Source organism: Bifidobacterium sp. LH_419 (genome assembly GCF_056356955.1).
The window spans coordinates 433,712-450,294 of sequence record NZ_JBKEVG010000001.1; the positions used below are offsets into that span (position 1 = coordinate 433,712).

13 protein-coding genes and 1 other RNA gene are annotated in these 16,583 nt (G+C 68.9%); all 14 read right to left on the bottom strand.

Annotation, left to right across the window (positions count from 1 at the left end; all coding sequences use genetic code 11):
- Positions 1-19 precede the first annotated feature (19 nt).
- Complete coding sequence (locus AC1AYX_RS02100) at positions 20-1,324, bottom strand: tyrosine-type recombinase/integrase (RefSeq protein WP_476501936.1); 1,305 nt, start codon at positions 1,322-1,324, stop codon at positions 20-22.
- A gap of 190 nt (positions 1,325-1,514) precedes the next feature.
- Positions 1,515-1,911, bottom strand: a transfer-messenger RNA (tmRNA) gene (gene ssrA, locus AC1AYX_RS02105).
- 92 nt (positions 1,912-2,003) lie between these two features.
- Positions 2,004-3,149: a cell division protein FtsQ/DivIB gene (locus tag AC1AYX_RS02110; protein ID WP_476501937.1), complete on the bottom strand. Its 1,146-nt coding sequence runs from the start codon at positions 3,147-3,149 to the stop codon at positions 2,004-2,006.
- On the bottom strand, positions 3,149-4,654 hold the full coding sequence (murC, locus tag AC1AYX_RS02115) for a UDP-N-acetylmuramate--L-alanine ligase (RefSeq protein WP_476502034.1): 1,506 nt from the start codon (positions 4,652-4,654) through the stop codon (positions 3,149-3,151). Before murC ends, AC1AYX_RS02110 begins: the two co-directional genes overlap by 1 nt.
- Before the next feature lie 135 nt (positions 4,655-4,789).
- Positions 4,790-5,971, bottom strand: coding sequence for a UDP-N-acetylglucosamine--N-acetylmuramyl-(pentapeptide) pyrophosphoryl-undecaprenol N-acetylglucosamine transferase (locus AC1AYX_RS02120; protein WP_476501938.1), 1,182 nt, complete (start codon positions 5,969-5,971; stop codon positions 4,790-4,792).
- A 31-nt stretch (positions 5,972-6,002) separates the two neighbouring features.
- Positions 6,003-7,190, bottom strand: a complete 1,188-nt coding sequence (locus AC1AYX_RS02125) for a peptidoglycan glycosyltransferase FtsW (RefSeq protein WP_476501939.1) — start codon at positions 7,188-7,190, stop codon at positions 6,003-6,005.
- Positions 7,177-8,628, bottom strand: coding sequence for a UDP-N-acetylmuramoyl-L-alanine--D-glutamate ligase (gene murD, locus AC1AYX_RS02130; protein WP_476501940.1), 1,452 nt, complete (start codon positions 8,626-8,628; stop codon positions 7,177-7,179). Before murD ends, AC1AYX_RS02125 begins: the two co-directional genes overlap by 14 nt.
- A gap of 128 nt (positions 8,629-8,756) precedes the next feature.
- Complete coding sequence (mraY, locus tag AC1AYX_RS02135) at positions 8,757-9,863, bottom strand: phospho-N-acetylmuramoyl-pentapeptide-transferase (protein WP_476501941.1); 1,107 nt, start codon at positions 9,861-9,863, stop codon at positions 8,757-8,759.
- An 82-nt stretch (positions 9,864-9,945) separates the two neighbouring features.
- The gene (locus AC1AYX_RS02140; RefSeq protein ID WP_476502035.1) at positions 9,946-11,424 is read right to left on the bottom strand and encodes a UDP-N-acetylmuramoyl-tripeptide--D-alanyl-D-alanine ligase; all 1,479 of its coding nucleotides are present in this window, start codon (positions 11,422-11,424) and stop codon (positions 9,946-9,948) included.
- 115 nt (positions 11,425-11,539) lie between these two features.
- Positions 11,540-12,430 carry a UDP-N-acetylmuramyl peptide synthase gene (locus AC1AYX_RS02145; RefSeq protein WP_476501942.1) on the bottom strand — a complete coding sequence of 297 codons (891 nt, stop codon included), beginning with the start codon at positions 12,428-12,430 and terminating at the stop codon, positions 11,540-11,542.
- A 19-nt stretch (positions 12,431-12,449) separates the two neighbouring features.
- Positions 12,450-14,267 carry a peptidoglycan D,D-transpeptidase FtsI family protein gene (locus AC1AYX_RS02150; RefSeq protein ID WP_476501943.1) on the bottom strand — a complete coding sequence of 606 codons (1,818 nt, stop codon included), beginning with the start codon at positions 14,265-14,267 and terminating at the stop codon, positions 12,450-12,452.
- Positions 14,267-14,716 (bottom strand): cell division protein FtsL, encoded by a 450-nt coding sequence (gene ftsL, locus AC1AYX_RS02155; protein ID WP_476501944.1) that lies wholly within the window; start codon positions 14,714-14,716, stop codon positions 14,267-14,269. The genes AC1AYX_RS02150 and ftsL overlap by 1 nt, the downstream gene beginning before the upstream one ends.
- A gap of 1 nt (position 14,717) precedes the next feature.
- Positions 14,718-15,803, bottom strand: a complete 1,086-nt coding sequence (gene rsmH, locus AC1AYX_RS02160) for a 16S rRNA (cytosine(1402)-N(4))-methyltransferase RsmH (protein WP_476501945.1) — start codon at positions 15,801-15,803, stop codon at positions 14,718-14,720.
- Between the two features lie 119 nt (positions 15,804-15,922).
- Entirely contained in the window at positions 15,923-16,417 is a 495-nt protein-coding gene (gene mraZ, locus AC1AYX_RS02165; RefSeq protein ID WP_476502036.1) for a division/cell wall cluster transcriptional repressor MraZ, read from the bottom strand.
- Positions 16,418-16,583: the final 166 nt, after the last annotated feature.

Consider the following 16,583-nt stretch of genomic DNA (forward strand, 5'->3'; position numbering starts at 1 on the left):
GAGCGCCGGGGAGGTTTCGTCATTGTCGGTTGAGCTGTTGGGTGAGGCGTTGGTTTTCGGCGGCGAGCGCGGCGAGTCGTCGTTTGAGCCGGGTGATCTCGTCGTCGGTGTCGTCGGTGTCGTCGGTGTCGGTCGGGGTGGTGTCGGTGGTTGGGATGAGTTGGCCGATCTGTCGGGCGAGGGCGCGGGTGCGGGTTTGTGTGGCGTGTTGGTAGCGCATGGCGGTTTCGGGGTCGCTGTGGCCTGCGGCGGCCATGAGTTCCTTGAGGGTGGCGCCGTGTTCGGCGAGGAGGGTGAGGGCGGTGTGGCGTAGGTCGTGGAAGCGCAGGTCGGGGCGTCCGGCGGTTTCGCGGGCGGTTTTGAACCATTTGCGGAGGGTGTTGGGGTGGAGGGGCTGGTCGGGGTGGCGGATGGCGGGGAAGACGAAGGCGTCGGGGTCGTCGGGGATTTGGTCGAGGAGGTCGTTGAGGAGTGGGGCGAATTGGGGTGGGATGGCTTCGTCGCGCACGCTGTTGGCGGTCTTGGGTTTGCCGGTGAGGGCGGTCTTGTCCATGGTCTTGCGGCTGGCGCGGATGTGGAGGGTGAGGTTCTTGAGGTCGATGTCGCGGCGGCGGAGCGCGCATACCTCGCCGATGCGCAGGCCGTTGCAGAAGAGGCTCAGGTAGACGGCGGGCGCGTAGCGTTCGGGCATGGCGTCGTGGATGGTCTTGACCTGGTCGATGGTGGCGGGGATGGTCTCGTGGTCGCGGCGGTGGCGGGGCGTGGTGATGCGGCAGGGGTTTTCGGCGATGAGCGGGGTTTCGCCGTCGCGTCCGGGTGCGGCGGCGCTGTTGAGGATGGCTTTGAGGGTTTTGAGCGCGTTGATGCACATGGCGGTCTGGGTGTGGTCGAGGCCTGCCCACCAGCGGTCGATGTCGCTGGTGGTAATGTCCGTCAGGCGCATGCGGCCGAAGTACGGGAGGATGTGGTTTTCGGCGTCCTTGCGGATCCGGTAGAGGGTGCCGGCCTCCAATGGTGTGCCCTGTTTGGTGCGGCGGGTCGTGATCCACTGGTCGAAGTAGGTGGCGAGGGTGATGGATTTGCGGCCTTGGTCGCGTCTGGTCTCGCTTTCGGGCTGCCATGATCCGGCCTCGATGCTGACGCGCGCCTTGCGGAGCCATGCGCGTGCGCCGTCCTCGTCGTCCGGGTCGAAGTTCGCGTATTGGCGTTCCTTGAGGCCGGGCCATTCGCTGAACGCCCATGCGGGCGTGATGTAGCTGGCCTCGATGTATTTGGGGTTGGTCTTGTTGGGTTTGAATCGGATGGCCCCGAATCGTTTCGGCATCGCTCCTCCATCGTCGCGTCCGGCGGCGCGGTTTTCTACCACACCAACTACCACACATGATAGGTGTCAGACGGACGTTTCAGACCTTTTCACGTCTTTCCCTCCCCGCCTCGGAACACTTGGAAAATCAGGGGAAAACGTTGGTATTGCAACGAAAAAGCGCCGCCCCTTTCGGAGCGGCGCTTTCGTGTGGTGGAGTCGCGGGGAATTGAACCCCGGTCCGGTGACCGTACCCTCAGTCTTCTACGTGCGTAGTCCGCTGGCCATGCGGCGGTTTTTCTGCTCCCAACTATGTCGCGGACAACCGTTGGCGGGCATATTCGCAGTGAAAGTCCCGATGCGACCCTGTGACTCAATCACATCAGCAAGTCCTCTAAACGACGCTCAGCATCCCCCCAAGGACGAGGAGGAGTGAACGGAGCGGCTGCTCACTGGTTAATCCTGGCGCGAAGCTCAGGCAGCGAGAGCGAACTCAGTGCGGTTAGATTTAGCACTTATTCTTTTGCCGGGGGCATCCACGAGCGGACCCGGCGTTCTCGGCACGCTTCCCTGCGACGAACAGGTCACCGTCGAAACCGATCGACCCCATTCTTGAATTATCAAGCTCCGGTCTTGCGGCCGGACTTTTCAGAATACACCCGGTCGCCGCCTATCGCAAACGGGTCCGGCGCTTATGCTGTCAGCGCAGCACCGGCCGCAACGGCGCGGACACGTCGATCTCGGTCTTGTCTCCGATCACGTTCGAGTCGGACAGGATCTTGTCGACCACGGCCTTCTTGAGCTTCAGATCCGAGGAGTTGCCCCACACGATCACATGTTCGCCGCCGTTCAGTTCGGTGGTCACGGAATCCTGCGTGCCGGCGGTCACCTTGGTGATCTGCTTGCGCAGCGATTCGGGAAGCGAATCCAGTATCGTGAGCGTCTCCTTGACGGCCCGGCTCTTGAGCCCGGCGTCCACGTCGCCGACGTCGATCACCGGCACGCCCTCCACGGAGGCGTTGGCGGACACCGAGTTCAGGATGCGGGCCTTCGCGTCGACGGCGGTCAGCGCGTCCGAGCCTTTCTCCCTGAGCATGGCCGCGGGCCGCTGCGCCTTGATGGTCACGGCGAGCCCGTGCGGGAACTTCTTTACCGCCTCCGCCCGGCTCACGCCGGCGATGGCGGTCATCTCGTCGGTCATCGCGTTCGTGTCGACGAGCAGCAGCGATTTGCCGGTCTGTCCGTCCACGATTTGCCGCACCTGACGTTCGCTCACCCATTCGTTGGCGCCGGAGACGGTCACCTGCGAGGCTTCGAGCCGCAGCACCGGGGACAGGAACAGCAGCCATCCCAATCCGACGACCAGGGCGGTCACGAGCACCGCGACGCCCACGCGCAACGCGATGATGCGCGCGCCCACGCGCCTGCGCTCCTTGGCGCGCGCCTTGAAGTCCACGACCTTGGGTCGCGTGGCGAGGCCGAGCGTGCCGGAGTTCTCCTGCAACGTCCGGGCGACGAGGTCCTCGCTGGCGAGCCGGCGCGCGTCGACGAACTGTCCCGGTTCGGAACGTGACACCGGTTCTCGCGAGCCGGCCTCGCCGACGGCCCGGCGGGGGCGGCGTTCCGTCTCCGATCCGATTCCGGCCGTGTGCGGCGCGTCGAGGCCCGCCGCCCCGCCGGAGCGGCGGCGCACGACCGATCTGCCGGACACTGCGGACGAACGCGTCTCACGGGGTTTGCCGGAACCGCCGTATCCGCCGGAGTCCGCGAACCTGCCGGAATCGTCGTATCCGCCGGTTTCCCGCCCGGACGCACCGCCGTCCGACCTGACGACGCGTCCCGCCATCACTCGCAGCTTTCGCGGTGGGCTTCGAGCGCGTGCAGGATCACCTCGTCCATTTCGGTGATGTCGCCCGCGCCCACGGTGAACACGACGTCGCCGTGGTGCGCGCGCATGGCCATCATGCGGGCGGCGAGGTTCATGTCGTCGACGGCGCGGAATTCGACGCCCGTCATCCCCTGCGATTCACGCACGATGGTGAGCGGTCCCACACCCGGGAAGTCCTCCTGCTTCTCACGCGCCGGGAACACGCCGGTGACGATCACGTCATCGGCCTTGGCGAGCGCCTCGGCGAACTCGCGCGCGAAGAACTTCGTGCGGCTGAACAGGTGCGGCTGGAACAGCACGCGGATCGTCGACTTCGGGTAGCGGCGGCGCGCGGCGTCGAGCAGCGCGGCGATCTCGGTGGGGTGATGCGCGTAGTCGTCGACGACGGTGACCTGCTTGACGGTGCCGCGGACCTGGAACCGGCGTGCGGCGCCGCGGAACGACGCGATCGCGGCGGCCGCGGCGGACGGCGCCACGCCGAGCAGCACGGCGGCGGAGATCGCGGCGGCCGCGTTGCGCGCGTTGTGCAGTCCGGGCACGGCGAGCGTGACCGGCTGGTCGACCGGCTCGCCGCCGGTCACCGCTTCCGGCAGATGGAGAGTGAAGTGTTCGGCGCCGGTCCCGGCGGTCTCGTTCTCCGATTCGATGTGCACGTAGGCGGCACCGTTGAGGTCGCCGGCTTCGGCCGGATCGGCGGTGCCGTAGGCGATGGCGTGCGCCGCGACCGACGGATCGAGCGCGCGCAGCACGGCGAGCGCGTCGGCGTCGTCGGCGCAGATGACGATGTGACCGGTCGCGTGCCCCGCGTGTTCGACGAACGCGGCGCGGTAGTGCGCCTCGTCGCCGTAGTGGTCGAGATGATCGGCCTCGCAGTTGGTGATGATCGCGATCTCGGGACGGTATTTCTCGAAGCTGCCGTCGGATTCGTCGGCTTCGGCGACGAGCGGCGCGCCCGCGCCGACGTGGCCGCCGTCGATGGTGGTGCCGTCGGGCCCCTGGATGGAGCCGCCGATCGCGTAGCTCGGTTCCTCGCCGCAGTGTTCGAGGACGTGCGCGAGCATCGAGCTGGTGGTGGTCTTGCCGTGGGCGCCGGCCACGGTGACGGCGCGCTTGCCGTGCATGAGCAGGGCGAGGATGTCGCTGCGGTGGACGATGCGCTTGCCGGCTTCGTGCGCGGCGACGATCTCCGGGTTGTCCGGCTTGATGGCGCTCGAATAGACGATGGTGTCGGCGTCGGCCACGTTCTCGGCCTTCTGTCCGAACGCGACGGTGATGCCGAGCGATTCGAGGCGGTCGGTCTTGGCGCTGCGCTCACGGTCGGAGCCGGACACGGCCACGCCGCGTTCGTGGAGCATTTCGGCCAGGACGGACATGCCGGCGCCGCCGATGCCGATGAAATGCGTGGCCCCCAGCGTGTCGGTGGTCTCTTCCGGACGGAAGGCCGCGCGTGCGGGGTCGAGGATGATGGACGATGAGGTGTCTGCGCTCACGAAACGTGCTCCTTGTGGGAATGATCTGCGGCCCATCCGCGTCTGTCCGCGGCACGGGCCTGTTCCATTATGGTCGGATATGTCGTATCGGTCCACTCGCGTATCGGCCTATTCGCGGCCGGTGCCGGCCAGGGCGAGGATGCGGCGCGCCATCGTGTCGGCCGCGTCGCGGATGCCGTACTCCCAGGCCTTCGCGCCCATGGCCCTGAGCCGTTCGGAATCGGCGAGCAGGGCGGGGATGTGACCGCGCACCCAGTCGGGCGTCATGTCGGCGTCGGCGACCATGACGCCGCCCTGGGCTTCGACGACCGGTTGCGCGTTGAACCGCTGTTCGCCGTTGCCGATGGGCAGCGGCACGTAGACGGCGGGCAGACCGAGCGCGGTGAGCTCGGCGACCGTGCCCGCGCCGGAACGGCAGATCACGAGGTCGGCGCACGCGAACGCCAGGTCGATGCGTTCCAGGTATTCGGCGACATGGTAGTCGCCCTGTCCCGCGGCGTCGCCGTCGTTGAAGCGCAGTCCGGCGAGATGGCCCTCGCCGGCGTTCACGTCGACGAGCCCGCGCACCTCGTCGGCCTTGCCTCGACCGGTCAGGTGGATGACCTGCGCATGGGCGAGGATGTCGCCCGCGGCCGCGGCGACGGCGCGGTTGAGGCTGACCGCGCCGAGCGAGCCGCCGGTGACGAGCACGAGCGGACGGTCCGGGTCGACGCCGAGCTCGGCCGCGGCACGGCGGCGCGCCCCGGCGCGGTCCTTCACCAGCTCGCCGACGAGCGAGGCGATGGCGGGCCTGAGCGGCAGGCCGACGCGTTCGATCTCGGTCCCCTTGCCCGGCTTCAGGCCGGTGCCCTCGTACACGGTGCCGATGAAGTCGGCCCAGCGGGCGCCCAGCTTGTTGGCCATGCCGGCGCGCGCGTTCTGCTCGTGGATGACGATGGGCAGGCCCATGCGGTGCGCGGTCGCGTAGACGGGTGCCGAGGCGTAGCCGCCGAAGCCGGCGACCACGTCGGTCTCGCGCGCCTCGAGGATGCCGCGCACCTTGCGCGTCTCCGCCCTCCATTTCGCGGGGAACCGCAGCATGTAGAGGTTGGGGCGGCGCGGGAACGGGACCTTGTCGATGGCGTCGAGTTCGAATCCGGCGGCCGGGACGAGATCCTTCTCCAGTCCGACGGCCGTGCCGATGACCGTCACCTTCGCGTCGGGGTCGATTCCCCGGATCGCGTCGGCGACGGAGAGCAGCGGGTTGACGTGTCCGGCGGTGCCGCCGCCGGCGAGGACGATATGCTTCATGGGTATCGAGCATAGTCAGGCGCGCGGCCATCTACAGTCTGGACGTGTCCGCCTTGACCTGCGGCTGCTGGCGCATGAGCCCGCTGGCGAATCCGGCCGTCATCAGGCACATGAGCATCGACGAGCCTCCGGACGAGACGAACGGCATCGGCACGCCGAACACGGGGAAGATGCCGACGACCACGCCGATGTTGACGAACGCCTGCCCGACGAACCAGGTGGCCACGCACATGAGGGCGATCGCGCTGTAGCGGTCCTTGGCCTGCATGGCGCTGAACAGCAGGCACCAGCCGAGGATCGCGAAGATGAGGATCACCATCGCGCAGCCGACGAAGCCGGTCTCCTCGCCGATGATCGCGAAGATGAAGTCGTTGTGCGCGGCCGGCAGATAGTTCCATTTCTCGCGCGAGTTGCCGAGGCCGACGCCGAGGAACCCGCCGGAGGCGATCGCGTAGCGCGCGTGCGTCGACTGGTAGCAGATGTCCTGCGCGTCGGCGGCGGAGCATTGCGTGTATGCGGCGAGCACGCGTTCGCGGCGGTTGGGGCTGGACGCGACCATCGCGACCACGGCGGCCATGCCGATTCCGGCGATCGCCGCCAGTTTCCTCCCCGGGAATCCGGAGACGAGCAGGGCGACGAAGCCGATGAGCATGACGACCATCGCGGTGCCGAGGTCCTTGCCGCCGAGCACCAGCACCAGGCAGGCGCCGTACACGATGAGCACCGCCCGGTACGCGGAGAACACGTCCTTCCATCCGGTCCGGTCGCCGAGGATCCGGCGCGCGGCGATCAGCGCGGACGGCATCCACACGCACAGGGCGAACTTCGTGAACTCGGCGGGCTGGAAGGTGAGCGACGTGCCGGGCAGGGCGATCCAGCCGTTGTTGCCGTACTGGCCGACGCCGAGCGGCGTGAAGGTGAGCGCCTGGACGAAGGCCGCGACCACGACGAGCGGGAATCCGGCCTTCCGGTAGAGCCGCGTCGGGCACGCGCCGACGAGCATGCCGAGCACCAGACCCACGACGCACACGCCGACCTGGCTGAGCGAATCGGTGAACGGCGACCGGCCGGCCGACGCCGACGAGACGGCGGACGACGAGAACACCATGATCACGCCGAAGACGCTCAGGCCGAGTACGGCCATGCGGAAGCCGTGGTAGCACCACAGCGGGTTGAGCAGGCTACGGATGCCGGGATGGTCGCGATCAGTCTTCGCCATGCGCCTTCACCCAGCGGCGCGCGGCTTCGGCGAAGCGGTTGCCGCGGTCGGCGTAGGAGACGAACTGGTCCATGGAGGCGCAGGCGGGCGCCATGAGCACCACGTCGCCGGGCGCGGCGTACGCGCCGGCGGCCTCGACCGCGCGGTCCATCACCGTGCCGTTCGGTTCGGGGTCGATGACGGTGAGCGGGGTGTCGGGCGAGGAGGCGGCGAACGCGTCGAGCATCGGACGCTGGTCCTTGCCGATGATGACGGCGGCCTTGATCGTGGCCTTGCGGTCGGCGACGAGGTGCTCGAACCGGCTGCCCTTGGCGAGGCCGCCGGCGATCCACACGACGGTGCCGTCGGCGAAGCTGGTGAGCGAGGCGTTGGCGGCGTGCGCGTTCGTGGCCTTCGAATCGTCGACGAAGCGGATCGTGCGGCCTTCCGCGTCGGCGGCGGTGGCGGCGACGGTCTCGATGCGGTGGCCGCCCGGGTGGAAGGCCTTCAGCGCTTCGAGCGCCTTGTCCTTGTCGGCGCCGTAGCCGAGCACGAGGGCGAGCGCGGTGAGCGCGTCGGCGAGCAGGTGCGGGTAGATGGTGCCGTCGGGCTCGGTCAGATGCGTGAACTCGGCGATGGGCGCGATGCGCGTCGCCTCGCCGGGCTCGCCGCCCGCGACGCCGCTCCTGTCGACGATCCAGCCGTCGGCGACGCCGATCTGACCGGCCTCGGGCTCATGCAGCGTGAATCCGACCTTGAGGCACCCGTCCGCGGGCTCGGCGGCCCCGGCCTTGGCGGTGACGAGCACGTCGTCCGCGTTGTAGACGAGCGCGCGCTTGACGCCGTGGAACACCTTGGCCTTGTCGGCGGCGTAGTTCTCGCGGCCGCCGTGCCAGTCGAGATGGTCGTCGGCGATGTTGGTGATGGCGGCGCAGTCGAGCGCGAGCGAATCGGTGAAGTGCAGCTGGAACGAGCTCAGCTCGACGCACAGCACGTCGTGCGCGGGGTTGGTGGCGCAGCGCGACAGCGACATCGCCATGTTGCCGGAGGCGATGTTGCCGGCGCATGGCGCGTCGAGCCCGCAGGCGGTGAGCATGGCGGAGGTCATCTCGGTGGTGGAGGTCTTGCCATTGGTGCCGGTGATGCCGATCCAGCCGGCGGGCTCGCCGGTGCGCGCGGAGTCGACGCGCAGACGCCACGCGAACTCGACCTCGCTCATCACCGGGATGCCGCGGCGCTGCGCCTCGAGCACGAACGGCGTGCGGGGGTTGAACACGGGCGACGACATGACGTAGTCGACCGTGTCCCAGTCGATCTGGTCGAAGGAGTGGAGGTCGGCCTCCGGCTTGCGCTCGTCGACGCCGATCACGTGCGCGCCGCGCTCCCGCAGCACCTCCGCCAGCGACGTGCCCGACACGCCGAGTCCCGCGATGACGACCGTCTTTCCTGTGATGTCCATGTCTTGATCCCCCTTAGGATGTCCGCATGATGTCCGCGATGCCGTGACGGGTCACGCCGCGGCTCCAGCGGCATTATTCCAATCGATTGTTACGCCGAACGCCGGTCCGGCCGCCGGCCCGGCCGGACTCAGCTGAACAGCAGGCCGGAGCGGGTCACCCAATCGCCGTAGAAGACGACGAGGCCGATGAGCACGAACATGAGCTCGATCATCCAGAAGCGCACGACGACCTTCGACTCCTGCCATCCGCACAGTTCGAAGTGGTGGTGGATGGGGGCCATCTTGAACACGCGCTTGTGCGTGGCCTTGAAGTAGCCGACCTGGATGACGTCGCTCATCGCCTCGATGACGTACAGGCCGCCGATGATGACGGCGAGGAACTCGGTGTGCGTGGCGATGGAGAGCGCGGCGAACAGGCCGCCGAGCGCAAGCGAGCCGGTGTCGCCCATGAAGATCTCGGCCGGGTTGGTGTTGTACCACAGGAAGCCGATGCAGGCGACGGCCGCGCAGATCGCGATGATGGTCAGGTCGAGCGGGTCGGAGACGCCGTAGGCGAAGCCGTAGTGGCCGGCGCCCTTGAGGTGGTAGCTCTCCCAGAACGCGATGACGCCGTAGCCGGTGAACGCGATCATCGAGGATCCGGCGGCGAGGCCGTCGAGGCCGTCGGTGAGGTTCACCGCGTTCGTCCACGCGGCCATGAGGAAGTTCACCCAGATCACGAAGATGACGATGGCGACGGCGCGTCCAGCGAAGTCGAAGCTCAGGAACGGCTTCTCGATGAAGCTCATGCCGGCCTGCGCGCTGGGGAACCCGTTCTTGGTGGGGATGAGCAGCGCGAGCACCGCGTAGACGGTGGCGAAGATGAACTGGCCGATGAACTTGCCGCGCACGGTCAGGCCCTCGTTCTGCTTCTTGCGCACCTTGGCGAAATCGTCGATGAAGCCGAGCAGGCCCATCGAGAGCATCGCGAAGAGCACGAGCACGGCCGACCACGAGGGCACGTCGCCGTTGCGCAGGTAGCGGTAGAGCGCGGAGGCGCCCCAGCCGAGCAGGATGGCGAGGTTGATGACGACGCCACCGAGCGTCGGCGTGCCGCGCTTGACCAGATGCGACTGCGGGCCGTCCTGGCGGATGTACTGGCCGTAGTGCAGCTTGTGCACGAGGCGGATGAGCATCGGCGTGCCGACGATCGTGACGAGCAACGACACGAGGATTCCAATGATGAGCGCGATCACTTGCTGTTCCTTTTCCCTGTCTGTTCCCTCGCCGGGGTCTCGTCCCCGGCATGTTCCCGGTTGGCGGCGGTGTGCGGCGGCGTCATGCGTCCGGGGTCCAGCGCGCGGCGAGCGCGCTCAGCCCGGAGGCGTGCGATCCCTTGAGCAGCACGACGGTGCCGGCATGTCCGCGGGCCGCCTCGCGCACGAGCGCGTCGGCCGCGTCGGTGTCGTGCACCTGCGCGACGGCGTCGGCGTCCATGCCCGCCTCCGTCGCGCCCTGCGCGATCGAAGCGGCGAGCGCGTCGAACTCCGGGTCGTCCGGCGAGCCGACGGCGATGACCCGGTCGATGCCGGCGTGGGCGGCGTATTCGCCGATGCCGCGGTGCAGACCGCGTTCGTCGCCGCCGAGTTCGAGCATCGCGCCGAGCACGGCCACGCGATACGGTTCGGGGCCGCTTCCGGCGCCCCAGCGGGCGAGTCCGTCGATGCCGGCCTTCATCGAATCCGGGTTCGCGTTGAACGAGTCGTCGATGAGCGTGAATTCGGCGTCACCTTCGCGCACCGTGGAGACGGCCATGCGGTGCGGGCTGATGCGCTTCTGTTCGCCGAGCGTGCGGGCGATGTCGTCGAGTCCCATGCCGAGGCGGCGGGCCACGGTGGCGGCGGCGAGCGCGTTCATCACGTTGTGCGCGCCGGGGATGCCCATCGTCACGTGCGCGTCGGCACCGTCGTCGGCGGCGAGCGTGAAGGACGCGCGGTCGGTCGCGTCGCAGGCCACGTCGCGCGCGGTGAGCGCGTCCTTGCCGGCGTTGGCCGGGTCGACGCCGAACCACAGGACGTCGCCGGGCGCGATGGCGGCCATGGCGGCGACGTGCGCGTCGTCGGCGTTGAGAACGGCCGTGCCGCCGGGCGCGAGGCCGCGCACGATCTCGGACTTCGCCTGCGCGATGCGTTCGACGGAGCCGAACTCGCCCAGATGCGCGACGCCGACCTTGAGCACGATGGCGATGTCCGGCGGGGCGATGCGGGTGAGCCCGGCGATCTCGCCGACGTGGTTGGCGCCCATCTCGGCGACGAAGTAGCGGGTGGACTCCCCCACCGTCAGCGCGGTGAGCGGCAGTCCGATGTCGTTGTTGAACGAGCCGACCGGGGCGACCGTCTCGCCCATCGTGGCGAGCAGCGCCTTGAGCAGGTCCTTGGTGGTGGTCTTGCCGACCGATCCGGTCAGTCCGATGAGCGTGAACGGCTCGCCGGTGGCGCGGCGCAGTTCGATGTTGCGCTTCGCAAGCGCGCCGAGCGCCGCGACCGTGTCGTCGACGACGATCTGGGTGACGTCGGCGCCGGCGACCTCGTGGTCGACGATCGCCGCGACGGCGCCCTGGGCTCCCACACGCGCCACATAGTCGTGTCCGTCGACGCGTTCGCCCTTGATGGCGACGAACACGCCGCCCTCGCCGACCTGCCTGGAATCGCTGACCGTGTGGCGCGCGACCGCGCCTTCCGGCACCTGTCCCGCCGCCGGCGGGACGATGCGTCCGTCCGTCGCCTCCGCGATCTGGCCGATGGTCATCGGCATCATTGTGCTGTCCGTCAAACCTGAGCTCCTCGTTTGTCGTTCGTTGTCGTTCTTCGGTCGTTCCGTCCGCCGCACGGCCGTCCGCGTCGTGGGCGGGCGCGCGTCACGGCGGCGCGCCTCATGAGAGGTCGCCGGCCACCCGCAGCGCGTTCCTGATGTTGTTGCGCCGCACTCCCGCGGCGAGCACCATGGCGATGGCGAGGGACAGGCGCCGCCGTTCCTCGTCCGTGTCCGTGGTGGTCGCGATCCGGGCCAGCGTGTCCGATTCCTCGGTGCGGCTGGTCACGCGCATCTGCTCGTCGGCGCGGAAGCCGTATTCGTCCTGCATGCGTTCGATCACCGCGCGGTCGGCGTTCGCCGGCGCGGGCGTCGCCGAGCCGAACACGTCGACGCTGACCGATTCGAGCGCGTGCGTGGAGACGGTCAGATCGTCCAGGGCGATGACCACGGCCGCCGCGCCGTCCTCGGCGCATACGGCGAGCGTGCGCTGCAGGTCGAGCACGCCGAGCGGATAGTCGAGGTCGAGGCCGCGTTCCAGCGAATACGAACCGCCGACGCTGATCACGCCCACCGGATTGCCGAGCATGTGCAGGAACTTCGCGAGCTTGTCCACCACGGCGACGCTTTCGGTCGGCGTGCCGCCGCTCACGGCGAACACGGCGAGCGTGTTGGACGGGTTGCCGGCCATCTGCGCGGCCAGCGCGCCGAGCTCCTCGTCGGTGGGTGACGCGTACAGGATCGGCATGTCGGGGTCCTCGGGCAGGTTGCCCCGCGTGCTTTCGGGGACGATCGCCGCGTAGGCGCCCTTGCGGCGCGCGCGGCGCAGCGCGTCCACGTCGAGGTCGTGGTCCGACCACAGGAGCGCGCCGGGGGCGACCGAGTCGATGTCGTCGGCGAGCGAGGTGACGGTGACGGACTTGGCGAACGGCGGCACCAGATCCCAGCCGTAGTGCTCGACGAGATGCCCGAGTGTCATGCGCTGCATGATGGACTCGCTCACTGCGCTCATATTCTCCCTTTCGCCCGTGTTACCACTCAACCGGAATAGCATCCGTGCGCGGCGACGAGGTCGGCACCTCGTACTTCTGCATGAGGAATTCACCGATCTGCGCGAACAGCTTGCCGGATGTGGTAGCACCATACATGCCGTCCGGGTCGAGCATGACCACGGTCACGACATAGCGCGGATCGTCGGCGGGGATGATGCCGGAGAAGTCGGCGATGATCGAGGTGAGCTGGCCGGTGGAGCCGACGACCTCGGCGGTGCCGGTCTTCGCCGCCACGCGGTAGCCGTCCACGCCCGCCGTGGTCTTGTACTCCTCGGCGACAGACTCCATCGCGTTCTTGATCTCGTCCGACACGCTCTCGTCGATGACGCGCGTCGCCTCGCCGTGGGACTCGTCGGTCACGTGCCCGTCGGCGTCGGTCACGGACTTGATGATCGACGGCTGGCGCATGACGCCGCCGTTCGCGATGACCGACACGGCGCGCGTCAGCTGCAGCGCGTTGACCGTGTAGCCCTGGCCGAACAGGATCGTGTCCTTCGTGCGGCCATCCCACGATTCGGGCGTGCCGAGCACGCCCTGCGACTCGCCGGGCAGGTTCAGGCCGGTGGGCTGTCCGATGCCGAACTTGGTGAGCATGTCGTAGCGCTGCTGCGAGGTCACGTTCTCGGAGGCCATGACCATGCCGACGTTCGAGGAGTTCTGCAGGATGCCGGCGAGCGTCCAGTGCTTCGTGGCGTGCTCGACGGCGTCGTGGAACTTCTGCCCGTTGCTCTTCGTGTACTCGTAGGGCACGGAGAACTTGTCGGTGATCTTGTGCGCCCCGTTCTGCAGGATCGCGGCGAGCGCCGGCACCTTGCCGATCGAGCCGGGCTCGAAGGTCTGGCTGACCGCGCGCGAGACCGAGAGCTTCGCCTCGTCGGAGCCGGCCTTGACCTGGTCGGAGTCCTCGAGGGCGACGATGCCGCCGGTCCGCGTGTCCATGACGACGGCGATGCCCCACTGCGCGTGGCTGGACTGGACGCCCTCGGTGAGGACCTTCTTCACGTACCAGTCCACGTCGGAGTCGATGGTCAGCGTCACGTCCTTGCCGTCGACGGCCTCCTTCGACTCGGTGACGGTGCCGGGGATGACCTCGCCGCCGTTGCCGCGCTGGTAGACCGTGTAGCCGTCGGTGCCGCTCAGCGTCTTGTCGAGCGTCTGCTCCAGACCGGCCGCGCCGTGCCCGTCGTCGTTCATGCCGCCGAGCAGCGAGCCGAGCAGCGTGCTCTCCGCGTAGACGCGCTCGCTGCTGAGCTCGCCGTAGACGATGCCGTACAGGCCGAGCTTGTCGATCTGGCGTTTGACCTGCGGGGTGACGTCCTTCTTGATGACGACGTACTGGCCGGTGCCGTTGAGCATGGCGCCGAGCTCCATCGCGTCCATCTTGAGGATGGGGGCGAGCAGGCGGGCGACGGCGGCCGCGCCGGTCGCTCCCACCGGCTTGCCGTCGATCTCATGGCAGTAGCCGAGGGATTCGGCCTGCTTGGAGCCGCAGGACACGGGGGTGAACCCGGTGGCCGCGTCCGGCACGCCGATGATGTTGTAGCGTTCGACGCTCTGGGCGAGCACGGTGCCGTTCGCGTCGAGGATCTTGCCGCGGTTGGCGCTGGTGACGACCTTGGAGGTGCGCGCGTTGGTGGCCGCCTGGGCGGTGGCCCGGCCTTCGAGCAGCTGCACGCAGGCGAGCCTGCCGAGGCACACGGTGCCGATCACGGCGAGCGCGATCCCGACGGCGAGGCTCTTCACCATGAAGCCGTCCATCCCGTGGGCGCGGGCGAACGCCCTGATGCGCTTCATCATCACTGGCCGCCTTCCTGTGGCTCCTGGTAGCCGTTCAAATCGATGGTCACGGATCCGGACTGCGGGACCATGCCCATGTCGCTGGCCTTCTGGGGCAGGGACGCCTCGAGCTGGTCGAGCTTCGCCTGGTCGTCCTGCACGTCCTGGGTGAGGCGGCTGATCGAGGTCTCGAGCTGGGAGACCTCGAAGGCGTTGCTCACCATCTGCGTGCGCAGCATGAGCGCGCCGATGAGCGTGCCGGCGAGGAACGTCACCGCCACGACGATGTGCACGGTCGGGGCGGAACGGGTCCTCACCCACGTCATGAATCGTCCGAGCCCCTCGACGAGGCCGGCGCGGTCGTCGGCGCCGCCGTCGACGACGCGCAGCTCGGGGCGGGACGCCGGCCGGGAGGCGGGTTCGGGGCGACGCGACGCGACGGAACGTGTCGTGCGTGCTGGGGTCGCCATGTCAGTTCCTCCTTCCGTGCCTGCGGCGGTCGTCCGCCGCGCGGCCGGCGTGCGCGTCGCGCGGCAGCGCGTCCCGTCCGAACCGTTCGACGGCGCGGGCGGGAAGCGGCCTGGACAGTTCGACGGCGCGCAGACGCACGGACGCGGACCGCGGGTTCGCCGCGATCTCCTCGGCGTCCGCCTTGACGGCGCCGCGCGTCAGCTCCCTGAAGAACGGGCGCGCCTCCGGCGGGACGACCGGCATGTCGGGCGGCACGTCGGCGGTGAGTCCCTGGGCCATGAAGGTCTTGACGGTCTTGTCCTCCAGCGAGTGGTAGGACTCGACGACGATGCGCCCGTGGGGGGCGAGGCGCAAGGCGATCTGCGGCAGGGTGCGCGCGAGCTTGTCGAGTTCGCCGTTCACCTCGATGCGCAGCGCCTGGAACACGCGCTTGGCGGGGTTGCCGGCGGGACGGTGCGCCTTCGGGATCACCTCGTCGACGAGCGCGTTGAGCTGGGCGGAGGTGGCCAGCGGCCCCTCCTCCTGCCGCCGTCTGACGATCTCGCGGGCGATCGGACGGGAGAACTTCTCCTCGCCGTAGGTGCGGAAGATGCGCGTCAGGGCGCGCTCGTCGTATTCGGCGAGCACGCGGGCCGCGGTGAGCGGCTGGCTCACGTCCATGCGCATGTCGAGCGGCGCGTCGTGGGAATAGGAGAAGCCGCGGTCGGTCTCGTCGATCTGCAGGCTCGACAGGCCCAGGTCCATGAAGACGGCGTCGACGCGGCCGATGCCGTGCGCGTCGAGCGCCTCGGTGAATTCGTCGAAGGCCGCGTGCACGGGGACGAAGCGGTCGGCGAGGCCCTCGCGTCCCATGCGTTCGGTGGCGAGCGCGAGCGCCTCGGCGTCGCGGTCGATGCCGACGAGGCGGGCGTGCGGCGCCGCCTTGAGGAAGGCGGTGGCGTGTCCGGCGAGTCCCAGCGTGCAGTCGACGATCACCGGATGGTCCGCGCGGTCGAGCCCCGAGGTGACCAGACGCACGCAGTCGTCGAGCAGGACCGGCTGGTGGATCGTGGCCGGGTCCCTCGTCGCGGCGCTCGTGTCGCTCATGTCGTGCTCCTTGGAATGTTCGTGGTTCACCGTCGTCGCGGTCTGCGTTCCGATGGTTCCGTTGGTTCTGGTTCGTTCGTCGTCCGTGCCGGGGACGGCGTCGCCGGCGGTCACGGTCCTCACAGTCCCACCTCCGGCAGGACGTCGTCGGCGATGTCGGCGTATCCCTGTTCCTTGTCGGCGAGGTAGGTCTCCCACGCCTCGCGGTTCCAGATCTCCGCGCGGGTGCCCACGCCGATCACGACGATGTCGCTGCCGAGGTTCGCGTAGTCGCGCAGCATCTGCGGCACGAGCACGCGCCCCTGCTTGTCGGGATCCTGGTCGACGGCGCCGGACAGGAAGACGCGCAGGTAGTCGCGCGCCGCCTTGTCGCCCATCGAGGTGCGTTGGATCTGCATCGCGATGCGCCGGAACTCCATGGCGGGCAGCAGGTACACGCAACGTTCCTGCCCGCGCGCCATGACCAGCCCGGTGCCGAGCTGCGCGCGCATCTTGGCGGGCAGCGCCATGCGTCCCTTCGCGTCGATCTTCGGGGTGTAGGTGCCGAGCATGAGCGGCGGGAGCGCCGCCTGCGGCTGGATCGCCTGCGGCGCGGGGGCCGGCACGCCCGCCATGCCGCCTCCGGCGACGCCGGGCTCGTTTCCGGACGCTACGGGCGCCCCCATGACGGGGTATCCCGGGTACGCCTGATAGCCGGCGTATCCCGGATAGCCGGCGAGGTTCGCTCCCCCCTGGGCGGGGCCGAACCCCTCCGCCTGCATCCCGTTCACGGTCTCGCCG

Coding starts and splice junctions, on each gene's coding strand:
- AC1AYX_RS02100 (WP_476501936.1), bottom strand. CDS start 1,324: ATGCCGAAACGATTCGGGGCCATCCGATTCAAACCCAACAAGACCAAC.
- AC1AYX_RS02110 (WP_476501937.1), bottom strand. CDS start 3,149: ATGGCGGGACGCGTCGTCAGGTCGGACGGCGGTGCGTCCGGGCGGGAA.
- AC1AYX_RS02120 (WP_476501938.1), bottom strand. CDS start 5,971: ATGAAGCATATCGTCCTCGCCGGCGGCGGCACCGCCGGACACGTCAAC.
- AC1AYX_RS02125 (WP_476501939.1), bottom strand. CDS start 7,190: ATGGCGAAGACTGATCGCGACCATCCCGGCATCCGTAGCCTGCTCAAC.
- murD (WP_476501940.1), bottom strand. CDS start 8,628: ATGGACATCACAGGAAAGACGGTCGTCATCGCGGGACTCGGCGTGTCG.
- AC1AYX_RS02140 (WP_476502035.1), bottom strand. CDS start 11,424: ATGATGCCGATGACCATCGGCCAGATCGCGGAGGCGACGGACGGACGC.
- AC1AYX_RS02145 (WP_476501942.1), bottom strand. CDS start 12,430: ATGAGCGCAGTGAGCGAGTCCATCATGCAGCGCATGACACTCGGGCAT.
- AC1AYX_RS02150 (WP_476501943.1), bottom strand. CDS start 14,267: ATGATGAAGCGCATCAGGGCGTTCGCCCGCGCCCACGGGATGGACGGC.
- ftsL (WP_476501944.1), bottom strand. CDS start 14,716: ATGGCGACCCCAGCACGCACGACACGTTCCGTCGCGTCGCGTCGCCCC.
- rsmH (WP_476501945.1), bottom strand. CDS start 15,803: ATGAGCGACACGAGCGCCGCGACGAGGGACCCGGCCACGATCCACCAG.
- mraZ (WP_476502036.1), bottom strand. CDS start 16,417: ATGGCGGGCGTGCCGGCCCCCGCGCCGCAGGCGATCCAGCCGCAGGCG.